This is a genomic window from Labrys sp. E2SS-1L (genome assembly GCF_057073705.1).
In genome coordinates this window covers 2,899,860-2,919,624 of record NZ_CP172712.1, presented here as the reverse complement: position 1 = coordinate 2,919,624, position 19,765 = coordinate 2,899,860, and the positions used below count along the sequence as shown (strand labels likewise).

The window sequence follows — 19,765 nt, the reverse complement described above, 5'->3', positions numbered from 1 at the left end:
GTCCCGCAGGATGACCCGCCTTGGACCGGTCCAGCATGACAGGCGTGCTTCTCGACGAAGGCTGTCCTGTCGCTGGAGCACAGATCCGGGTGACCAATTCGCATCGGCCAAGCCGCTCGTCATTCACCAGCACCGACCAGCAGGGACGCTTCTCGCTCAGAACCGGCGAAGCCAGGGCAACCGGTCAAGGCACTGAACTGCAGGTAAGGCCGAGGTAGATCCTGGGGAGCGCGGTCGCCTTGCAGGAGGTGGAGAGCGGATACGATGTCCTGCCCTCAGCGCGCCTGCGCCAACACGAAGCGCCGGAAGGCCGCCACTTTGGCCAACGCCAGGGCGCCCGGCGGATAGGCAAGATAGTAGCCATACCCCAATGTGACCTGCCGATCGAACAGCGCTACCAGGCGTCCCTGGCGGATCAGGCCTTCGACCACGCTGCCGACGACCAAGCCCACCCCCTGCCCTGCGAGCGCCAGTTCGATCAGCACGTTCTCGTCGTCGAAGGTCGGTCCGGACTGCGCCAAAGCCGGATCGAGATGCGCAACAGCCAGCCATTCCCGCCAATCGCTGCGGTCCTGGTCATGCAGCAATCGCGCCCGGGCAAGGTCCGCCGGCTCGACGAGACGCAAGCGCTCGACATAATCCGGCGCAGCCACCGGTAGCGTGACGGAGGGACCGATCAAGTCCGCCGTCAGGCCAGGCCATTTGCCGAGGCCGCCCCGGATGGCAAGGTCGATCCCCTCGGCCACGATATCCAGCGGCGTCTCGGTATGACGCACCGAAACCTCGATGTCCGGGTGGAGCTCGGCAAAACGCGGCAGGCGCGGTGCCAGCCAGCGGGCGCCGAAGGAGGGTGTGGTGGTGATCGAGAGCAGGCTCTGCGCGCGCCTGATGCCGGCAACCGCCCGCTCGAGTTCACCGAAGGCCGCGACGGCGGCCGGCAGCAATTGCTGTCCGGCGGCGGTGAGTTGCAGACTGCGGGTGGTACGCTGGAACAGCTTCGCGCCGAGTTGGTCTTCAAGCACCCGGATCTGATGCGACACGGCGGCCTGGGTGACGTTGAGCGTCTGAGCGGCGCGCGTGAAGCTGAGCGCCCTGCCCGCCACGGCAAACACACGCAGCGCCGGAAGGGAGGGCAGCGTCTCCATGCATTTCACTCACAAGTAAAACTCATGAGTGAGGCACTATATTCAAGCCGAACTCGTTTGTCGAATGCCAGAATTTTCCGGACAATGAGCGCTATTCCACCGGATTTTCACAACCGGCGAGGAGGCGTTCATCATGATTGATTCTTATCTGACTGCAGGCCTGACCAGGGGCCTTAGCCTTGCTCTGTCGCCACAAACAGCGCTGCATGGTAAGGGCCGGCCGGCCCCTCGAGAAGCAAGCGAGCCGCCCAGGCGAACGAAAGCCCCGCTCATGGCACGCCTCGCCAGGTTCTTGACCTTGGCCCGCGCCGAACCGCTGCCGTCATGCCCGGACACCGCGAAGGCCGCCAGCCTTCACGGCTGAAGGCCGGCCGTCGATAATGGCCGGCCGGGAGCGTCGAGGAGAAAAGAAGAGGGTCTTACCGGCAGCTCTTCCAGCGGCCGAGATCCATGTGGAAATGGTCCTCATGGTAGCCATCCGAGCCGGGGCCTAGCACGACCTGGAACACGCCGCAGGTCACGCCATGCACCTGCTTCAGGAAGGCGGCCTTGGCGCCCCCGCCCTTGAAGTCATGGCGGACGGTGATCTCCTTGCCGCTGGCCGTGATATAGCCGGAAATGTCGATGGCATTGCCCTTGGCGTGCTCGGATAGCTTGGCGCCGCGAATATTGTTCATGCCACGGCAGACATAGGAGGCGGCAACCTTGATGGCGACGACGTTCTCGCCGAGATATTGCTTGGCGGCGGCCTGCATGCCGGCTTCCCAGCGCACCAGCCCATTCACCATGGCGTAGTCGACGGTCGCGGCCGGCACCAGCGTGGTGCGGCTGCTCGGCCCCAGCGCCATCAGGCGATAGGGCTGTGCGACGCTGCAGGCCCCCTTGACGATTGCCGCTTCCGGTACGGCGCGCGCCAGATTGTTGATGGCGATGCCCGCCCCCGGCATGCCGCCAAGCATGGCGACCTTGGTCTCCGGCGGCGGCGCATTGACGCCGGGATTGGTGGTCATGCGGTCATCGATGCCGCCGGGCCGGCGCACGGGCAGCGGCACGAAGGCATGCGACAAGGTTCCCGGCGGCAAGGCCGCGTCGGGCTTGGCGCCCGGCGCGGCATCGGCCTGGGTCGACGCTCCATCGGGCTCCGGCCCCGCCATGTCGATATCGGTATCCGGACGCTCCGGCGGCAAGGGCGTGTCGGCGGCATAGGCCGACACCACGGGAGAGTCATTCGGGCGCGGACGCTCCGGCGGAGTGGGCACGCCGCCATGCACGATCAGGTCCGGCAGACCTTCCAGCCCGGTCGAAGCCCGGATGGCCCGCATCTGGCTGGGCTTGGGCTTGAGGGGCGGCAACGGCTTGGCGTTCGCCGCGGCGATGCTCTTCTGAAAGTAGTCCGGCAGAGGAACCAGAGCCCCATCTGCCGATTGCGCCGACGCAGTGGCGCAAGAAACCACCAGGAAGAGACAGGCGACGCTTGCTCGCATGCACACTGCTCCGATTGCGATCAGGCGTTGTGTTGCGCAACTGCGGCAACACCATGGCGAGACGCCATGTTTTCGACAAACCGCTTAAAGAGGTAGTGGCTATCCTGTGGACCAGGCGACGCCTCGGGATGGTGCTGCACCGAGAACACCGGCTTGCCTGTGACGGCGATGCCGCAATTGGAACCGTCGAACAGCGAGGCATGGGTTTCGATCACGCCGGCCGGCAGGCTGTCGCGATCCAGCGCAAAGCCGTGGTTCATCGAGACGATCTCGACCTTGCCGGTGGTGAAATCCTTGACCGGGTGGTTGGCCCCGTGATGACCCTGCTTCATCTTGGCCGTGCGGGCACCAAGCGCGAGGCCGAGCATTTGGTGGCCGAGGCAGATGCCGAAGATCGGAATGTCCTTTTCGAGCAGCGTCTTGATCGCCGGCACCGCATATTCGCCGGTGGCGGCCGGATCGCCCGGGCCGTTGGAGAGAAAAATGCCATCCGGCTGCAGAGCGATGATCTCCTCGGCCGGGGTGGTGGCCGGAACCACGGTGACGGCGCAGCCGGCCGCGGCCAGCAGGCGCAGGATGTTGCGCTTCACGCCATAATCGATGGCGACGACTTTGTATTGCGGAGCGTCCTGCTTGCCGAAGCCCTGCGACCATTCCCAGGTGGTCTGGTCCCAGTCGAAACGCTGGGCCGTGGTCACCGGCGGCACCAGGTCGAGACCGTCCATCGAGGGCAGGCCGGCGGCCTCGCGCTTCAGGGCTTCGACGTCGAAATTACCGTCGGGATCGAAGGCAAGCACGGCATTGGGCATGCCGCCCTCGCGGATACGGGCCGTCAGCGCCCTGGTATCGATGCCGGCAATGCCGGCGATGTTGCGGGCCTTGAGCCAGGCATCGAGATGGCGACTGGCGCGGTAATTGGCAGGCTCGGTGATCGGCGCATGCAGCACCACGCCCCTCACCCCGGAGGAAGAGGCCATGTTGACCGTTTCGATGTCCTCGTCATTGACGCCGACATTGCCGATATGGGGGAAGGTGAAGGTGATGATCTGCCCGGCATAGGACGGGTCGGTGAGGATTTCCTCATAGCCGGTCATCGCGGTGTTGAAGCACAATTCACCCGCCGCCTTCGTCACGGCGCCGAGCCCGGTGCCCTCGATCACGGTGCCGTCTGCGAGGACCAGGAGCGCGGTTGCCTTGGGTTCCGCCCAGCCATTTTCCATCTGTCTAGTCCTTGCGCTCGCTTGTGTGACGGTCATTTTCATCTTAAGTGCCGGATGAATGGCGGCGGCATACTCGGCTCCGCCCGGCAGTCGCGGCGGAAAGTAGGGGGCGGACGGCTTGCCGTCAACCCTTGGACACACTCGAAATCATCAGCATTTTCAATGATTTGAGGTGATACCACCAAATATTTCGCTGCCACGTGCCGCTCGGTGAACAATTTTGATTCCAAGAAAGGTAGGGCATCATGTCTCTGCGTGACGATTTCACCACCGCCGTCAAGGACGCCATGAAGAGCGGCGACAAGGCTCGCCTGTCGGTCGTGCGTATGATCCAGGCCGGGCTGAAGGATCGTGACATCGCCGCTCGTGGCGGCGAGCATGACGGCAAGATCCCGGAAGCCGAGATCCTGTCGATGCTGCAGAAGATGATCAAGCAGGCCCACGAAACGCTGGAGACCGCCGTAAAGGCCGGCCGCGACGAAATGGCGGCAGCCAGCAAGGCCGAGATCGAGACGCTCTCCTCCTTCCTGCCCAAGCAGATGGACGTGGCCGAGACCAAGGCCGCCATCGCCGCCGTCGTGGGCGAAATCGGCGCTGCCGGCGTCAAGGACATGGGCAAGGTCATGGCCGTGCTCAAGGAGCGCTTCGCCGGCCAGATGGATTTCGGCAAGACCAGTCCGCTGGTCAAGGAAGCGCTCGGCGGTTAAGGACGTCGAAACTCTGGACTTTTCCGAGACCGATGCGCCCGCTAGATTGCCGGCCGCTGCAACGATGAGGCCGGCATGGCGCCTTCACCACGCTTCCTGGTTCGGTTTTCGGTGATCCTGCTTGCCCTGGCCGGCTTGGCGTCCTGCGCCGACCGGCCCGGTGCGTTGATGCTGCATCCGGTCTCGGCATCGGCCGGTATCGGCACGCCGGTCAACATCCTGGTCGCCACCACCCGCCAGCGCTCCGAGACCGACAAGCGCGACTTCACCGCCAAGCGCAATTTCGGGCTGAGCTATGAGGCCTACACGATCTCGGTGCCGCCCAACCATGCCGTCGGCAATATCGAATGGCCGAAGAAACCTCCCGGCAATCCGGCCGTCAACTTCGTGGTGACCAACTCGGCTCCCCTCGACCAGGCTCGCTTCGATGCGGCGGTGGTGAAGGACACCAAGGGCACCGGCGAAGTCATCGTGTTCGTGCACGGCTATAACACCAACTACCAGGAAGCCGTCTATCGGGTTGCCCAACTCGAGAAGGACAGCGGCTTCCCCGGTGCCGTGGTCGCTTTCGCCTGGCCCTCGCTCGGGACCTTGACCGGCTATGTCGCCGATCGCGAGAGCACCACCTATTCGCGCGATTATCTGGAGACCACCCTGAACGGCCTCGCCCGCACGCCAGGGGTGCGGCGCATCCACATCATCGCACATTCGATGGGCAACTGGCTGGCCGTGGAAACCCTCCGCCAAGCCAGGATCCGCGGCAACTCGGCCTTCCTGCCCAAGCTCGGCGAAGTCTTCCTGATGTCGCCGGATATCGACATCGACGTCTTCCGCACCCAGCTCGACACCATCGGCAAGCTGAATCAACCCATCACCGTCGCGATTTCGCGCGATGACCGGGCCCTCGGCTTTTCGCAGCGGCTGGCGGGCGACGTACCGCGCGTCGGCAATGTCCTGATCGACAACAAGAAGGCCCAGGAGGCCATTGCCCATTACGGCCTGCGGGTCATCGACATGTCGGACGCCAAGAGCCTGGATTCGATGAATCACAGCAAGTTCGTCGGGCTGCTGCCTTCCCTGAATCAGATGGCCAAGAATGATGCGGCGGCTGCGCGCGGCAATCCGATCTCCCGAACCGGGCTGTTCGTCGTCAACACGGCCGGCACCCTGCTCCAAACCCCCTTGCGTCTGGGCGAAGCCATCGTCGGGCAGTGAGATTCAAGATTTTCGGAAGCTGGCGGCGGTGGCCGAGATGCCCTGTTCGAGCGGCATCGGCCGGAAGCCGAAATAGCGCTCGAAACTGCTGCCATCGACCAGGAACGGACGGTCGTGCTGATAGGACGTCTCGGTCCACTCCCCGAGAAAGGGCACGAACCGGCCCATCACCTTCTGCAGCCAGCCCGGAAGCGCTTGCAAGCGCGGCTTCACGCCGAGCGCGGCGGCGGCCATGCCGATCACCGCGCGCGGGGTGCGCGCCGGAGCGCAGGGCATGATCCAGGCCCGGCCATAGGCGTCATCCGCCGCATCGGCGAGCAGGATCGCCGCCGTAGCGACATCCGGCGCATAGGCGAAGGCGTGCGGCTCGTCTGCGGCGATGCCCAGCTGTGCGGCGCGGCCGGCGGCCAGACGACCGATGGCCTCCTGGCCGAGTACCGACAACACCACACCGGGACCGTAGAAATCGGTCACCCGCAAGGCCGCGGTCTTCACCGCGCTCATTGCCTGCCACTGTCGTGTAATGGCGGCGCGCACCCTGCCCTTGCGGCCCGGGGCATCGAGGGGGGTGTTCTCGTGGAGCGGCCCGCGCTGGGGACCGTGCATATAGAGGTCGTCGACAAAGACCAGACGCGCGCCGTTCGCCTCGCAGGCTGCCAGCATATTGGTCATCAGCCGGGGCCAGTCCCTCTCCCAGATGGCCGCGTCATAGGCGAGGCCGATGGTGCAGATCAGCACATCGTGCCCCTGCAGCGCGGCAGTCAGGCTGGCTCGGTCGAGAGCATCGCAGGCTCGGAACCGCGCGCCGGACGGCAGGTTGGCGGGCTCGCGTCGCTGGGCGACGAGCGCCTCGCGTCCCGCATCCGACAGCTGGCGTGCAACGGCGCGGCCGATGGGCCCGTAGCCCAGGATCATGATCTTGGCAGGCATGGTGCGTTCTCCTTGATGAGGAGATGCTAGCAACGGCTATACCATAATTCCAATGCATGCTTTATATCCAATATATGCGTGACATGCATTTGAAGGCGATCGATCTCAACCTGCTGACAGCCCTCGGCGCCCTGCTCTCCCAGCGCAGCGTCAGCCGCGCGGCGCGCGAGATCGGGCTCAGCCAGCCGGCGATGAGCCGGGCGCTCGATCGCCTGCGCCATTTGTTCGGCGACGAACTGATGCTACGCTCGGGCGCGGGCATGGTACTGACGGCACGTGCCGAAGCCTTGGCGCCACAAGTGCAGGAACTCCTGGCCGATATCCGCGCCCTCGTCACCGAACCGCTTTTCGACCCTTCCACCGAGCGCCGCACGCTTCGGATCGCGGCGGTCGATTCGCTGACAACCCTGCTCTTTCCCGGCGTGATGGCGCGGTTGCTCCGGCAAGCCCCCTATATCGACCTGCGGGCCGTGCCGATCGGCACGGATATCGCCCATCGCCTGCAAAGCGGTGACATCGACATGACCTTCGCCCTGGCCAATTACCCGCTCGCGGCCGGGACCCACAGCGAGATGCTGATGGACGATCGCCTCGCGCTGATCATGCGACGCGATCATCCCGCCGCGCGGAACGGGCCGCCCAGCCTAGCCGCCTATGCCGCCCTCACCCATGTCACCGTCTCTGTCTTCGGCGACGGCAGCACCGAGGCGGATGCGGCGTTGGCCGCGGCGGGCCTGGAACGGCGCATCGGTCTGACCACGCCGCATTTCACCTCGGCCCTGCTGGCCGTTGCCCGCACCGACATGGTGACCGTGCTTTCCCGCGCCTTCGCCCGGCAATTCGCGGAAGCCTTCGGTCTCGTTCTGCTCGAGCCCCCGCTCGAGCCAGCCGATCTGAAGGTCACCATGGTCTGGCACGCATCCCGCAAGCACGATCGCCTGCTCGCCTGGCTGCGGGGAATATTCAAAGAGGTTGCCGCCGACATGGCGGCATAGACCTTGCTGAAGGCTCCGGCTTCCAACCAGGGGCTGCGAAATACAACCCATGGACGTTTTTCAGCATCATGGCGTAACGGATGCGTGCACGCCGAGAACGCATCCTGTCTAGAAGAGGGCCGCCCCGATCCAGACCTGGCGAGAACGGCTCTCCAAGCCTCGGACTTTTTCTTGATTACCTAGAATTATTTTGAATTCTATAAATAAATTTTATGAATATATACAGATATTACAAATATTTATTTCAAATAATAAGTATTTCATAAAATTGTCATAAAACTATATGTGGCTTTTTAGAGACACTTCCTAGTTATAAATACGTCACACCAATCAAAAGTTGTATTTTCAATTGTGAATCTTTCGAAGATTCCGCAAAGACGCCTCGGTTCCCGTTCGGCGGGTGCCTGGCCGTCGTCTCGCCTTTCAAGCGAATTGACCGGGCCCCGACGCCGGAACGAGCCAGCCCGATGCACTCAATCCAATTTGCTCAGTGAGCCTTCAGATGACGATGAAATCTCTCCTCCTCGGCGCCGCGGCCAGCCTTGCCGCCCTTGCCACCGCCCAGGCCGCCGACCTCCCCATGACCAAGGGGGAAGCCGTCGAATATGTGAAGGTCTGCTCCGCCTTCGGCCCCGGCTTCTTCTACATCCCCGGCAGCGACACCTGCCTCAAGATCGGCGGCGAGATTCGCGCCGACTATCGCTTCTACAATCAGAGCGGTGATAGCCGGACGGCCGAGAACGGCTACAAGCAGACTCGCAACAACCACACCAGCGCCTTCAATACCGAGGCTCGTATCTCCTTCGACGCTCGCACTCAGACCGAATATGGCCTGCTGCGCTCCTTCTTCCAGCTCCGCGCGAACAGCCGCCCGATCCCGAGCAATTGGAACGTCAACAGCGACACCTCCGGCAACACCTTCTCGATCAAATACGCCTATCTGCAGTTCGGTGGTTTGACGGCTGGTTACGCGCATTCTTACTTCGGCTTCTACGACTTCGAATATGGCAACACCTTGTGGGGTCCCTATTACGCCCAGTCGAATATCGTAAATCTTCTAGCCTATACCGCCGACTTCGGCGGTGGTTTCTCGGCGACGCTCTCGATCGAAGATGGTCGCGACCATCGTCAGAACGCATTCCGCAGCACCATGCAAGGCGGGCAGCAAGTGCCCGACGTCGTCGGCCAAGTCCGTTTCAAGCAGGACTGGGGTTCGATTGCCGTCCAGGCTGCCGCTCATCAATATCGTTCGGCGACGGCCGTCGATTCCAACGGCGTGCCTGTCCCCCCGACGAATGCCAACTATATCCCGCGCGAAAACAATTGGGGCTATGCGGTCGGCGCTAGCTTGCTGCTTAACATCCCTGCCCTCGACAAAGGCCATCTGGTGATCGAAGGCCAGTATGCCGACGGTGCTCTCGACTATCTCGGCATTTCCTCGACCAAGACCAAGGGTCAGGACTATTTCATCAATTCGAATGGCAGCTTCGATGGCGGCAAAGGTTGGTCGGTGACCGCCGAACTCGGCGGCAACTTCACACCACAATGGGGGTTCAACCTGGTCGGTGGTTATATCGACACCACCTATGACAAGTTCAGCGCTCTCGGCGGCGACCTCGGCGTGAAGGAATATTCGCTGACGGGTAATCTTACTTACACCATCGTCAAGGGCCTGACGATCACGGGTGAAGTCACATACACTCACCAGGACATCGACAATACGGTGTGGACGACGGGAACCGCCCCCAACACCGTTTCGCGAGTGGCCGACGCCAAGTCCAATTTCTGGACCGGCGGCGTGCGCATCAAGCGCACCTTCTGATCCAGCCTGTCGCGTTCAACTGTTGCAAGAAGGGCCCGGCGCGAGCCGGGCCCTTTCGCTTTGCTGGCTCCGAACAGCGGTCGCTACACCAGGACATCGTCCTACTTGCGGATACCCCAAGGGACTGCTTCAGTGCTGCAATTGTAAATTCCTTGGCCGAATTCGATCTCAACGTCAGCTCAAGAGAGTCAACTTGATGTCCGAAACCTCCTCTGAGACGTCGAACTCCAAAACCGCGATAGACCTGGCCTGCAGTAGCGTTCGTCTCCGCGGCAAGCTGACCGGCCATAACGAAACCTGGTCTGATCTCAAGATCATGACCTTGGCGAAAGAACAGAAGATGCGCCCCGGAGGCCGGGCGCAGCAATATCTCGACCATTACCTGCAAGGCTCGGGAACGCCTATGCCGTTTTCAGTGCGGACTTTGCTGAATGAAGATCCGGGCGTGCGCGGCTGCATCTTTCGCGAAGTCAATGCCAGCATTATGACCGCCGAGGTCCGGAAGCAAGGCAGCGTGGGCCTGACGGGTTCCGTTGCCGTCAAGCAGTTCTATTTCCAGAACATCGACTGGCAATACGCCACCGGTGCCCTCAACGTTCAGTGGCAATGCATGGGCGAGGAAGTCCGCAACGGAACCCGTGTCCTGCTCGTCGACGTCTGGTGCCAAAATCTCTATCGCTGGCATCCCGGCGCCGGGCGCGCCACCGACTGCGTGCATCGAGCCGCCGTCAATCTGCAGGCGCCTCAGCCCGAAACACGCCTGGTGCTGCAGCCGGTCCACGTTCCCGGCGCACCCTCCTATGCCCAGAGCTGGTTCAGGACGGAGACGACCAACTACCAGAAGGCCAAGGACTTCCTGATGGTGGCGCCACGCGAACGCATCCTCGTGCCCAGGACATCCGGAAAGGCGATGAGCTGAGCGACGGCGCTGGAAATGGCTGCTTTTGTGTTCGGGGTGGGCTTCGCTCAGATCGGCACACGCAGCGAGCAACTTTCGGTCCTCCCTTCCGGCTCGGCGCAAGGGCGTGGCCTGAGGACAATGGGGAAAGATTCGACTCACGCCTTCCGTGCTAGATTAGGGGTCTTGCGTCGGTCGCCAACGTCCTCACATAAGAACCCATGAAATACCCGCCTTCCCTGCTCGATGAGATCCGTGCCCGGCTGCCCGTGTCGGAGGTGGTCGGCAGGCGCGTCAAGCTCAAGAAGCAGGGCCGGGAATGGCGCGGCCTTTCGCCCTTCAACGCCGAGAAGACGCCGTCCTTCTATGTCAACGACCAGAAGGGCTTCTATCACTGCTTCTCCTCGGGCAAGCATGGCGACATTTTCCGCTTCCTGAGCGAGGTCGAGGGCATTTCCTTCCCCGAAGCGGTGGAGCGTTGCGCCAACGATGCGGGCGTCACCCTGCCCAAGATGACGGTGGAGGATGTCCGCCGCGAGGAGCAGCGCGCCTCGCTGCATGAGGTGATGGAGCTTGCCGCCACCTTCTTCCAGTCCCGCCTGCAGGCGCGGGAAGGCGCCGCTGCCCGTGGCTATCTCGCCGATCGCGGCCTGACGCCGGCGATCCAGGCCGAATTCGGGATCGGTTACTCGCCGAACGAGAAATTCGCCCTGCGCGATCATCTCGCCGGCAAGGGTGTCGACCGCGATGCCATGATCGAAGCGGGCCTGCTCATCCATGGCGAGGACATCCAGGTCCCCTATGATCGCTTCCGCGACCGCATCATGTTCCCCATCCATGACGTGCGCGGCAAGGTGATCGCCTTCGGCGGCCGCGCCATGGACAAGGAGGCATCCGCCAAATATCTCAACTCGCCCGAGACATCGCTCTTCCATAAGGGCGCCTGCCTCTACAACCATCACCGTGCCCGCAAGGCCGCCCATGAGAAGGGCGGCGTCATCGCGGTCGAAGGTTATGTCGACGTCATCATGATGAGCGTGGCGGGCTTCGGGCATACGGTCGCCCCGCTCGGCACGGCCCTCACCGAAGACCAGCTCAACCTGCTCTGGCGCATGAGCGAGGAGCCGGTGCTGTGCTTCGATGGCGACAAGGCCGGCCGGCGCGCCGCCTATCGAGCCGTCGACGTGGCGCTGCCGCAGATCGGACCGGGCAAGACCTTGAAATTCGCGCTGCTGCCGGGCGGGCAGGATCCGGACGAACTGGTACGCAGTTCGGGTGCCACGGCCGTTTCGGAAGTCCTGCAAGGTGCCCTTCCCCTGTCCGACATTCTCTGGGAACGGGAAACGCAGAGTGGTGACTTTTCGACGCCGGAGCGGCGGGCCGCACTCGAACGCAAGCTGATGGATGCGTTGGCGCCGATCCGCGACGAAACGGTGCGCAAGCATTATCGCGCGGACATGGACAACCGCCTGCGCAGCTTCTTTGCCCCGGCGCGGGCCGCCCAATCCGGTTTTGCAGGCGGCCCGCAACGGGCGTGGCGCCAGGGCGGCGGCCGGCGCGAAACATCGCAGGCCACGCATCTGGTGACACCCGCGGTGAGGGAAAGTGCACGCATGCGGGGTGGCCATGGCAGCATTCCCGCGCGCGAGGCTCTCATCCTGGCCGTCGTGGTCGCTCATCCCTATTTGCTCGACGACCATTGCGAATTGCTGGCAGGGCTCGAATTCGAGAATGTCGAGGCGAGCCGCCTGCGCCAGGCTTTGGTCGACTGCGTGGCGCACGGCCTGCGCGAATCAGTTGCGCTCGAAGCAGAGCTGATGCTGCAGGGATTCGAACGTTTGCTTGCCCATATCGCCGCTTTGAGCGGTCCAACCCACTTTTGGGTGCGACGGGACGCCGCGTTTCCCGACGTTCGGGACGGATTCGTGCATGCAGTGGCCTTGCATCATAAGAATCGTACGCTACATAAGGAACTCAGGCTCGCCCAGGCGGCCATGGATCAGGACTTCACCGAAGAGAATTGGGCTCGGCTCACCGACATCAAGGCACAGATCGCCGCGATGGAAGGAACCGAGGCAACGATCGAGGGGTTTGGAGCTTCGTCCGGGCGGACTTCGCGAGCCGTGTAGGAGCTGTCAGGGTTAACGGCGGATTAGCCATTACCCCGGTAGTGATAGCGCCAGTTCCTGGAACTGGATTTCGATTCTGGCAGTTGCTGCAAGGCGTTGCATGGGCGAATCGAAGGTCTTTCCCAGGGCGCTGGAGCAAGGCGGCGACAAGTCGGGTGGCTCCGGGTACCGGATGCTGCCCTTTTTGGTGTTGGCGAACGGTCCGGGTTGGCGGGAACTTCCCGCGAAGTGCAGGGTTTTGGGCCAGGGTTCCCACCCGATACCAAGATCGGGCGCCAAGGCCTTGAAGTTGTTCGGAATTGCTCGGACGCGCCGGCAGGCGAATCTGAGAATTTCCATATCGGGTTTGGCACAGGGTGCGCGGATGCGCCAGTGCTTGCGGACCAAAATCTGTGGTCCCGGAGAATTGGCAATCGCCGGGCTCGGACCGGCAGGGACGTATTGCAGGATTTCAGAGCTCTACCCGGCGGGGCGAGCTGCGAAATCCTGCTTTGAGCGAGTGAGGGAAAGCAACGATGGCGAAAAAGGAAGCTGACAAGGAAGAAACGCCGGACACCGAAGCGCCGAGCCAGGACAGCCCCTTGCTCGACCTGTCGGATGCCGCGGTTCGCGCCTTGATCAAGCGCGCCAAGAAGCGTGGCTATGTCACGCATGAAGAGATCAACAACGTCCTGCCTTCCGATCAGGTCGATGGCGACCAGATCGAGGACGTGCTCGCCATGTTCTCCGAAATGGGGATCAATGTCGTCGAGAACGAAGAGAACGAGGAGTCCGAGGAGGCTGCTCAGGGCGAGGAGGAGGAAGCCGAGGGCGGCGACCTCGTCGAGGCCACCACCTCTTCACGGGCGATCGCTTCCACCACCACGGCCAAGGAGCCGACCGACCGCACCGACGATCCCGTGCGCATGTATCTGCGCGAGATGGGAACGGTGGAGCTCTTGTCCCGCGAAGGCGAAATCGCCATCGCCAAGCGCATCGAGGCCGGCCGCGAGGCGATGATCGCGGGACTTTGCGAAAGCCCCCTCACCTTCCAGGCCATCATCATCTGGCGCGACGAGCTCAATGACGGCAAGATTCTCTTGCGCGACATCATCGACCTCGAAGCGACCTATGCCGGCCCCGACGGCAAGAACCCGCCGGCAGTGGCGGGTGAAGGCGAGGCCGAGGCCGGCGAGGCCGAGCAGCAGCAGATGGACGACGACGCCTTGCCGCCGATGGACGGTGACATGGACGAAGACGACATGGAGAACAACGTGTCGCTCTCGGCCATGGAAGCCGAGCTCAAGCCCAAGGTGCTCGAGACCTTCGATCGCATCGCCGACGACTACAAGAAGCTGCGTCGCCTGCAGGACGTGAATGTCGAGAGCCGGCTGCAGAACCGCTCGCTCTCGCCGTCGCAGGACCGCAAATACAAGAAGCTGAAGGAAGAGATCGTCGTCAACGTCAAGAGCCTCTCGCTGAACCAGGCGCGTATCGATGCCCTGGTCGAGCAGCTCTACGACATCAACAAGCGCCTGATCAGCTATGAAGGCCGCCTGATGCGCCTGGCCGAGAGCTATCGCGTCGACCGGACGGACTTCCTGAAGACCTATCAGGGCTCGGAGCTCGATCCCAAGTGGATCCTGCGCGTTTCCAAACTCGGCTCCAAGGGCTGGAAGGAGTTCGTGGCCCACGAGCTCGAGACCATCAAGACGATGCGCGAGGACATCCACAACCTCGCCACCGAGACCGGGCTCGAGATCACCGAGTTCCGCAAGATCGTGCATATGGTGCAGAAGGGCGAGCGCGAAGCCCGCCAGGCGAAGAAGGAAATGGTGGAGGCCAATCTGCGCCTCGTCATCTCCATCGCCAAGAAATACACCAATCGCGGCCTGCAGTTCCTCGACCTGATCCAGGAAGGCAATATCGGCCTGATGAAGGCGGTCGACAAGTTCGAGTATCGCCGCGGCTACAAGTTCTCGACCTACGCCACCTGGTGGATCCGGCAGGCGATCACCCGCTCGATCGCCGACCAGGCCCGCACCATCCGCATCCCCGTGCACATGATCGAGACGATCAACAAGATCGTGCGCACCTCGAGGCAGATGCTGCACGAGATCGGCCGCGAGCCGACCCCGGAGGAACTCGCCGAGAAGCTCGCCATGCCGCTCGAAAAGGTGCGCAAGGTGCTCAAGATCGCCAAGGAGCCGATCTCCCTGGAAACCCCGATCGGCGACGAGGAGGATTCGCATCTCGGCGACTTCATCGAGGACAAGAACGCCATCCTGCCGATCGACGCAGCCATCCAGTCCAATTTGCGCGAGACCACCACGCGCGTGCTGGCTTCGCTGACCGCCCGTGAGGAGCGCGTGCTGCGCATGCGCTTCGGCATCGGCATGAACACCGACCACACGCTGGAGGAAGTCGGCCAGCAATTCTCGGTGACGCGCGAACGTATCCGCCAGATCGAGGCCAAGGCCCTGCGCAAGCTCAAGCATCCGAGCCGCTCGCGCAAGCTGAGGAGCTTCCTCGACAACTGATTCCTCGGAGCGCGGACTTCTCAGCGACATGCAAGCATGTCGCGATATCCGCTCTTGGAAGCTGAGAGCACAACAGGAAAGGGCGCGAACCTCACCGGTCGCGCCCTTTTTTCGTAGGATGTTGCTTCCAAGAGCGGACTGGAAGTCCGCGCTCCGAAGAGGCGCTACTCCGCAGCCGGCGCAACCTCCGCCGGCTTGACCTCCTTCTTCTTCCTGCCGGGCGCGATCAGGCGCATGGTGACGTAGAACACCGGCGTCAGGAACAGGCCGAAGAAGGTGACGCCCAGCATGCCGAAGAACACGGCGGTGCCGAGAGCCTGGCGCATTTCGGCGCCGGGGCCGGTGGCGATCAGCAGCGGCACCACGCCCAGGATGAAGGCGAAGGCCGTCATCAGGATCGGGCGCAGGCGCAGGCGGCAGGCCTCCACCACCGCTTCGATCGGGCTCTTGCCATCCCGCGCCTCGGCCTCGCGCGCGAACTCCACGATCAGGATGGCGTTCTTGGCGGCCAGGCCCACCAGCACGATCAGGCCGATCTGGGTGAGGATGTTGTTGTCCATGCCCCGCGCCATCACGCCGAGCAGCGCCGAGAGCACGGCCATCGGCACGATCAGGATGATGGCGAGCGGCAGCGACCAGCTTTCATACTGGGCGGCCAGCACCAGGAAGACGAACAGCACCGACAGGGCGAAGATGAAGATCGCGGTATTGCCGGTCGCCCGCTCCTGGAAGGCCAGGTCCGTCCATTGGAAGCTGGTGCCCTGCGGCAAGGTTGCCTTGGCCAGGGCCTCCATCTCGTCCAGGGCCTGGGCCGTGGACACGCCCGGCCCGGCATTGCCCTGCAGTGGCACGGACGGGTACATGTTGTAGCGCTGGATCAACTGCGGGCCGGAGACCTCCTTCACCTCCACCAGCGTGCCGAGCGGCACCAGGGCCCCCGACGCCGAGCGTACGCGCAGGCCCCCGATCTGTTCGGGATCGTTGCGGAAGCGCTGGTCGGCCTGCGCCTGCACCTGGTAGACGCGCCCGAACGCATTGAAGTCATTGACATAGGCCGTGCCGAGATTCTGCTGCAGCGTGTCGAAGATGTTGGTGATCGGCACGTTCAGGATCTCGGCCTTCTGCCGGTCGATATTGAGGAAGAGCTGCGGCGAGTTGGCCGAGAAGGTGGTGAACACGCCCGACAGCTTCGGATTCTGGCGCGCCTTGCCCATCATCTCATAGGTCGAAGCAAGGATGCGCTGGATGTCCGAGCCCAACCGCTCCTGCACCTGCAGCTTGAAGCCGCCGGCATTGCCGATACCACGCACCGGGGGCGGCGGGATGGCGATGATGAAGGCCTCCTCGATCACCTGCATGCGGCCGAACAGGTCCTTGATGATCTTGTCGGCCGTCAGCCCTTCCTTGAGACGCTCTTCGAAAGGCTTGAACGGCACGAAGATCGCAGCCGAATTGGTGGCATTGGTGAAGGTCGCGCCAGAGAAGCCGGCAAAGGCGACGGCATCCTGCGCACCGGGCGTTGCCCGCGCGATTTCCGAGACCCGACGGGTGACGGCATCGGTGCGCGAAAGCGCGGCACCGTCCGGCAGCTGCACCACCACGATGGCATAGCCCTGGTCGAGCGTCGGGATGAAGCCCTGCGGCACCTTCTGCACCGCCCAGACCGTACCGGCCAGCAGCCCCGCATAGATCGGCCACATGACGAGCTTGCGCCTGACGACACGATTGACGCTGGAGGCATAGCCATTGGACAGGCCGTCGAAGCCGCGGTTGAAGCCACCGGCCAAGCTCTTGCCGAGCCTCGTCAGGGGATTGCGCGGCGGCTCATGGCTGTGCGGCTTGAGCAGGATCGCGGCAAGCGCCGGCGACAGTGTGAGCGAGACAAAGGCGGAAAGGAAAGTCGAGACCGCGATCGTCAGCGCGAACTGCCGATAGAACTGGCCCGATATCCCAGGAATGAAGGCGGTGGGAATGAAGACCGCGCCCAGCACCAGGGCGATGGCGATCACCGCCGTGCCGACCTCGTCCATGGTCTCATGCGCCGCATCGCGCGGCGACATGCCCAGGCTGATGTTGCGCTCGACATTCTCCACCACCACGATGGCGTCGTCGACCACGATACCGATCGCCAGCACCATGCCGAACAGGGTCAGCGTATTGAGCGAAAAGCCGAAGATGGCCATGATCGCACAGGTGCCGATCAGCGAGATCGGAATGGCGATCACCGGGATGAGCGCCGTGCGCCAGCTCTGCAGGAAGATGATGATCACCACCACCACCAGCACCACCGCCTCGCCGAGGGTGTGGTAGACGGCATTGACCGATTCCGCGATGAACTGGGTGGGATTGTAGACGATCGAATAGGCGATGCCGGGCGGGAAGGACTGCTTGAGCTCCTCCATCTTCTTGATGATTTCGTCGGCGGCCTGCAGCGCATTGGTGTTCGGGCGCTGGAAGATCGCCAACGCTACCGCCGGCTTGCCATTGAGATAGGAATTGGTGACATAATCCTGGGCGCCGAGTTCGACGCGCGCCACGTCCTGGACCCGGACGAGTTGTCCGTCCGGGGTCGAGCGCACGATCACGCGCCGGAACTGGGCGACGTCCTGGAAGCGCCCCTGCGTGTTGATGGTAACCTGGAAGGCCCCGCCCGAACTGGTCGGCTCCTGGCCGATGGCGCCGCTGGAAACCTGGACGTTCTGGGCCTGGATAGCCTTGACCACGTCGGACGAGGTCAGGCCATAGCTGGCCAGCTTGTCCGGATCGAGCCAGACGCGCAGGCTGTACTGGCGCTCGCCGAAGATGGTGAGATCGCCGACGCCATCGAGACGCAGGAGGTCGTCGCGTACATTGTTGCGGGCGTAGTTGGAGACGTAGAGCTGATCGTAGCGGTCATCCGGCGAGAACATGTGGATGACCATCATCAGGTCGGGCGAGGACTTCAGCGTGGTGACGCCGAGGCGCCTGACATCGTCGGGCAAACGGGGCGTCGCGATGGCCACCCGGTTCTGCACCAGCACCTGCGCGGTATCGAGATCCGTACCGAGCTTGAAGGTGATGGTCAGCGACATCGAGCCGTCGTTGGAGGCATAGGAGGACATGTAGAGCATGTTCTCCACGCCGTTGATCTGCTGCTCCAAAGGCGTCGCCACCGTGGCAGCAACGGTCTGGGCATTGGCGCCGGGATAGCTGGCGCGCACCACGATGGTGGGTGGTGCGATCTCGGGATATTGCGCAACCGGCAGGCCGAGAAAGGCGATGGCGCCGACAAGGGTGATCACGACCGCCAAAACCGAAGCAAAGATCGGCCGATCGACGAAGAAATGGGCAAACCGCATGACCGCTCTCTCAGTTGGCGGCTGCGACGGCGGTCGCCGGCAAGGTCGTCAGCTTGGGATCGACCTTGATACCCGGTCTCACCCGCATCAGCCCATTGACGACGATGGTCTCGTCACCCTTCAGCCCTTCGCGGATGACGCGGTAGCCGTCCACGCGCGAGCCGACACGCACCGGCTTCAGCGCAATCGTGTTGTCGGCACCGACGACATAGACGACACGCCGATCCTGGTCGGAACCGAGCGCGTCCTCGGGCACCAGCACGCCCTTGTATTTGTCGGAACCGAGAATGCGGATGCGGCCGAACAGGCCGGGCACCAGAGCCAGGTCCTTGTTCTCGAACACGGCGCGGGCCCGCATGGTGCCGCTGGCGGCGTCCAGGCGGTTGTCGGTGAAGTCCATATGGCCCTTGTGGATGGGCTCGCGCTCGTTGGAGGTGGCGACCAGGACCTCGTTGAGATTGCCGTCGCTGGAGACGCGCAACGACCCGGTCGAGAGCTTCTGGTAGGCGAGATAGGAGCGCTCGTCGACGTCGAAATAGAAATTGATCGGATCCATCGACACCACATTGGTGAGGACGGTCTCGTTTGCGTTGACGAGATTGCCGAGCGAGACCAGCCGGCGCGACATGCGGCCACCGATCGGTGCCTTGATCTCGGTGAATTGCAGGTCGAGCTTGGCGCGGTTCAAGGTTGCCTGCGCCCGGTTGAGGTCGGCCTTGGCCGTCGCAAGGGTCTGGGTACGCTCGTCGTAGATCTGGCCGGTGATGTTGCCGGACTTACGCAGATTCTCGGCCCGGCTGACGTCGCCCGCGGCGAAATCCACCCGCGCCTTGGCTGCCTCGACGCCAGCCTGCGCCTCCTCGAGGGCGGCCTGATAGGGGCGCTGGTCGATGGTGAAGAGCGGATCTCCCGCCTTGACGATGGCACCGTCGATGAAATGGATCTTGTCGACATAGCCCGAGACCCGAGCTCGGACGTCCACGCGGTCTACCGCTTCGAAGCGGCCGATGAAATCGTCATATTCGACGACGTCCTTCACCACCGGCTTGGCGACGGAAACCGGGGGTGGCGGTGCATTCTGGGCGATCGCCGCCGTCGAGAGCCCCAAGGCCAGCAGGGTGCCGATGAGGGCATCGCGGCCATGCAAACCATCTAGTATCATCTTACCTTCACGCATCGCTGCCCCTTTATGGACCCTGGTGAAAAATCAATAAGTTAGCGAAAATCGGCACCAGGCATACCGACGCGCCCGTCTGCCGGGTCCGTCGACAATCCCGATGCCGGCTCCCTTGTCCGGCAAAACTGAAAATGAAATCCCCGCGGCTCCCCGCCGTCTTGTGGGGTTCCTAGATTTTGGTCTTCC

At 63.1% G+C, this 19,765-nt stretch carries 14 protein-coding genes; 8 read left to right on the top strand and 6 right to left on the bottom strand.

Annotated elements, in window-relative coordinates; translation table 11 throughout:
• The first annotated feature begins 35 nt into the window (after positions 1–35).
• Positions 36–218, top strand: a complete 183-nt coding sequence (locus ACIGJE_RS13440) for a DUF6795 domain-containing protein (RefSeq protein WP_483677669.1) — start codon at positions 36–38, stop codon at positions 216–218.
• A 57-nt stretch (positions 219–275) separates the two neighbouring features.
• Here the strand turns inward: ACIGJE_RS13440 and ACIGJE_RS13435 are convergent, their stop codons facing one another.
• The 3 genes from ACIGJE_RS13435 to carA form a co-directional block, all read right to left on the bottom strand.
• A complete protein-coding gene (locus ACIGJE_RS13435) occupies positions 276–1,145 on the bottom strand; it encodes a LysR substrate-binding domain-containing protein (RefSeq protein WP_367625699.1) in 870 nt (289 codons plus the stop codon).
• Between the two features lie 419 nt (positions 1,146–1,564).
• The gene (locus tag ACIGJE_RS13430; RefSeq protein WP_483677666.1) at positions 1,565–2,629 is read right to left on the bottom strand and encodes an extensin-like domain-containing protein; all 1,065 of its coding nucleotides are present in this window, start codon (positions 2,627–2,629) and stop codon (positions 1,565–1,567) included.
• 20 nt (positions 2,630–2,649) lie between these two features.
• Positions 2,650–3,849, bottom strand: a complete 1,200-nt coding sequence (carA, locus tag ACIGJE_RS13425; RefSeq protein ID WP_311934377.1) for a glutamine-hydrolyzing carbamoyl-phosphate synthase small subunit — start codon at positions 3,847–3,849, stop codon at positions 2,650–2,652.
• 245 nt (positions 3,850–4,094) lie between these two features.
• Here carA and ACIGJE_RS13420 point away from each other — a divergent pair, with 245 nt between their 5' ends.
• A complete protein-coding gene (locus ACIGJE_RS13420; protein ID WP_311934376.1) occupies positions 4,095–4,556 on the top strand; it encodes a GatB/YqeY domain-containing protein in 462 nt (153 codons plus the stop codon).
• A gap of 75 nt (positions 4,557–4,631) precedes the next feature.
• Complete coding sequence (locus tag ACIGJE_RS13415; RefSeq protein WP_415086795.1) at positions 4,632–5,771, top strand: alpha/beta hydrolase; 1,140 nt, start codon at positions 4,632–4,634, stop codon at positions 5,769–5,771.
• A 3-nt stretch (positions 5,772–5,774) separates the two neighbouring features.
• On the opposite strand, the gene ACIGJE_RS13410 is transcribed toward ACIGJE_RS13415, so the two are convergent.
• On the bottom strand, positions 5,775–6,701 hold the full coding sequence (locus tag ACIGJE_RS13410; RefSeq protein ID WP_483677663.1) for an NAD-dependent epimerase/dehydratase family protein: 927 nt from the start codon (positions 6,699–6,701) through the stop codon (positions 5,775–5,777).
• A 56-nt stretch (positions 6,702–6,757) separates the two neighbouring features.
• On the opposite strand from ACIGJE_RS13410, the gene ACIGJE_RS13405 reads away from it, so the two are divergent.
• The 5 genes from ACIGJE_RS13405 (at position 6,758) to rpoD (ending at position 15,064) form a co-directional block, all read left to right on the top strand.
• Positions 6,758–7,696: a LysR family transcriptional regulator gene (locus ACIGJE_RS13405; RefSeq protein WP_483677662.1), complete on the top strand. Its 939-nt coding sequence runs from the start codon at positions 6,758–6,760 to the stop codon at positions 7,694–7,696.
• Positions 7,697–8,198: 502 nt separating this feature from the next.
• Entirely contained in the window at positions 8,199–9,518 is a 1,320-nt protein-coding gene (locus ACIGJE_RS13400; RefSeq protein WP_311934368.1) for a porin, read from the top strand.
• Between the two features lie 316 nt (positions 9,519–9,834).
• Positions 9,835–10,437 (top strand): hypothetical protein, encoded by a 603-nt coding sequence (locus tag ACIGJE_RS13395; RefSeq protein ID WP_483677660.1) that lies wholly within the window; start codon positions 9,835–9,837, stop codon positions 10,435–10,437.
• A gap of 200 nt (positions 10,438–10,637) precedes the next feature.
• Positions 10,638–12,545 (top strand): DNA primase, encoded by a 1,908-nt coding sequence (dnaG, locus tag ACIGJE_RS13390; protein ID WP_311933053.1) that lies wholly within the window; start codon positions 10,638–10,640, stop codon positions 12,543–12,545.
• Between the two features lie 515 nt (positions 12,546–13,060).
• Positions 13,061–15,064 carry an RNA polymerase sigma factor RpoD gene (rpoD, locus tag ACIGJE_RS13385; RefSeq protein ID WP_311933054.1) on the top strand — a complete coding sequence of 668 codons (2,004 nt, stop codon included), beginning with the start codon at positions 13,061–13,063 and terminating at the stop codon, positions 15,062–15,064.
• A gap of 164 nt (positions 15,065–15,228) precedes the next feature.
• On the opposite strand, the gene ACIGJE_RS13380 is transcribed toward rpoD, so the two are convergent.
• Together ACIGJE_RS13380 and ACIGJE_RS13375 are read right to left on the bottom strand one after the other, a co-directional pair.
• On the bottom strand, positions 15,229–18,402 hold the full coding sequence (locus ACIGJE_RS13380; protein WP_311933055.1) for an efflux RND transporter permease subunit: 3,174 nt from the start codon (positions 18,400–18,402) through the stop codon (positions 15,229–15,231).
• 10 nt (positions 18,403–18,412) lie between these two features.
• On the bottom strand, positions 18,413–19,564 hold the full coding sequence (locus ACIGJE_RS13375) for an efflux RND transporter periplasmic adaptor subunit (protein WP_483677658.1): 1,152 nt from the start codon (positions 19,562–19,564) through the stop codon (positions 18,413–18,415).
• Positions 19,565–19,765: the final 201 nt, after the last annotated feature.

Bases quoted from the DNA above. Each gene is read 5' to 3' on its own strand.
- ACIGJE_RS13440 (WP_483677669.1), top strand. From the start codon at position 36: ATGACAGGCGTGCTTCTCGACGAAGGCTGTCCTGTCGCTGGAGCACAG.
- ACIGJE_RS13435 (WP_367625699.1), bottom strand. From the start codon at position 1,145: ATGGAGACGCTGCCCTCCCTTCCGGCGCTGCGTGTGTTTGCCGTGGCG.
- ACIGJE_RS13430 (WP_483677666.1), bottom strand. From the start codon at position 2,629: ATGCGAGCAAGCGTCGCCTGTCTCTTCCTGGTGGTTTCTTGCGCCACT.
- carA (WP_311934377.1), bottom strand. From the start codon at position 3,849: ATGGAAAATGGCTGGGCGGAACCCAAGGCAACCGCGCTCCTGGTCCTC.
- ACIGJE_RS13420 (WP_311934376.1), top strand. From the start codon at position 4,095: ATGTCTCTGCGTGACGATTTCACCACCGCCGTCAAGGACGCCATGAAG.
- ACIGJE_RS13415 (WP_415086795.1), top strand. From the start codon at position 4,632: ATGGCGCCTTCACCACGCTTCCTGGTTCGGTTTTCGGTGATCCTGCTT.
- ACIGJE_RS13410 (WP_483677663.1), bottom strand. From the start codon at position 6,701: ATGCCTGCCAAGATCATGATCCTGGGCTACGGGCCCATCGGCCGCGCC.
- ACIGJE_RS13405 (WP_483677662.1), top strand. From the start codon at position 6,758: ATGCTTTATATCCAATATATGCGTGACATGCATTTGAAGGCGATCGAT.
- ACIGJE_RS13400 (WP_311934368.1), top strand. From the start codon at position 8,199: ATGACGATGAAATCTCTCCTCCTCGGCGCCGCGGCCAGCCTTGCCGCC.
- ACIGJE_RS13395 (WP_483677660.1), top strand. From the start codon at position 9,835: ATGACCTTGGCGAAAGAACAGAAGATGCGCCCCGGAGGCCGGGCGCAG.
- dnaG (WP_311933053.1), top strand. From the start codon at position 10,638: ATGAAATACCCGCCTTCCCTGCTCGATGAGATCCGTGCCCGGCTGCCC.
- rpoD (WP_311933054.1), top strand. From the start codon at position 13,061: ATGGCGAAAAAGGAAGCTGACAAGGAAGAAACGCCGGACACCGAAGCG.
- ACIGJE_RS13380 (WP_311933055.1), bottom strand. From the start codon at position 18,402: ATGCGGTTTGCCCATTTCTTCGTCGATCGGCCGATCTTTGCTTCGGTT.
- ACIGJE_RS13375 (WP_483677658.1), bottom strand. From the start codon at position 19,564: ATGATACTAGATGGTTTGCATGGCCGCGATGCCCTCATCGGCACCCTG.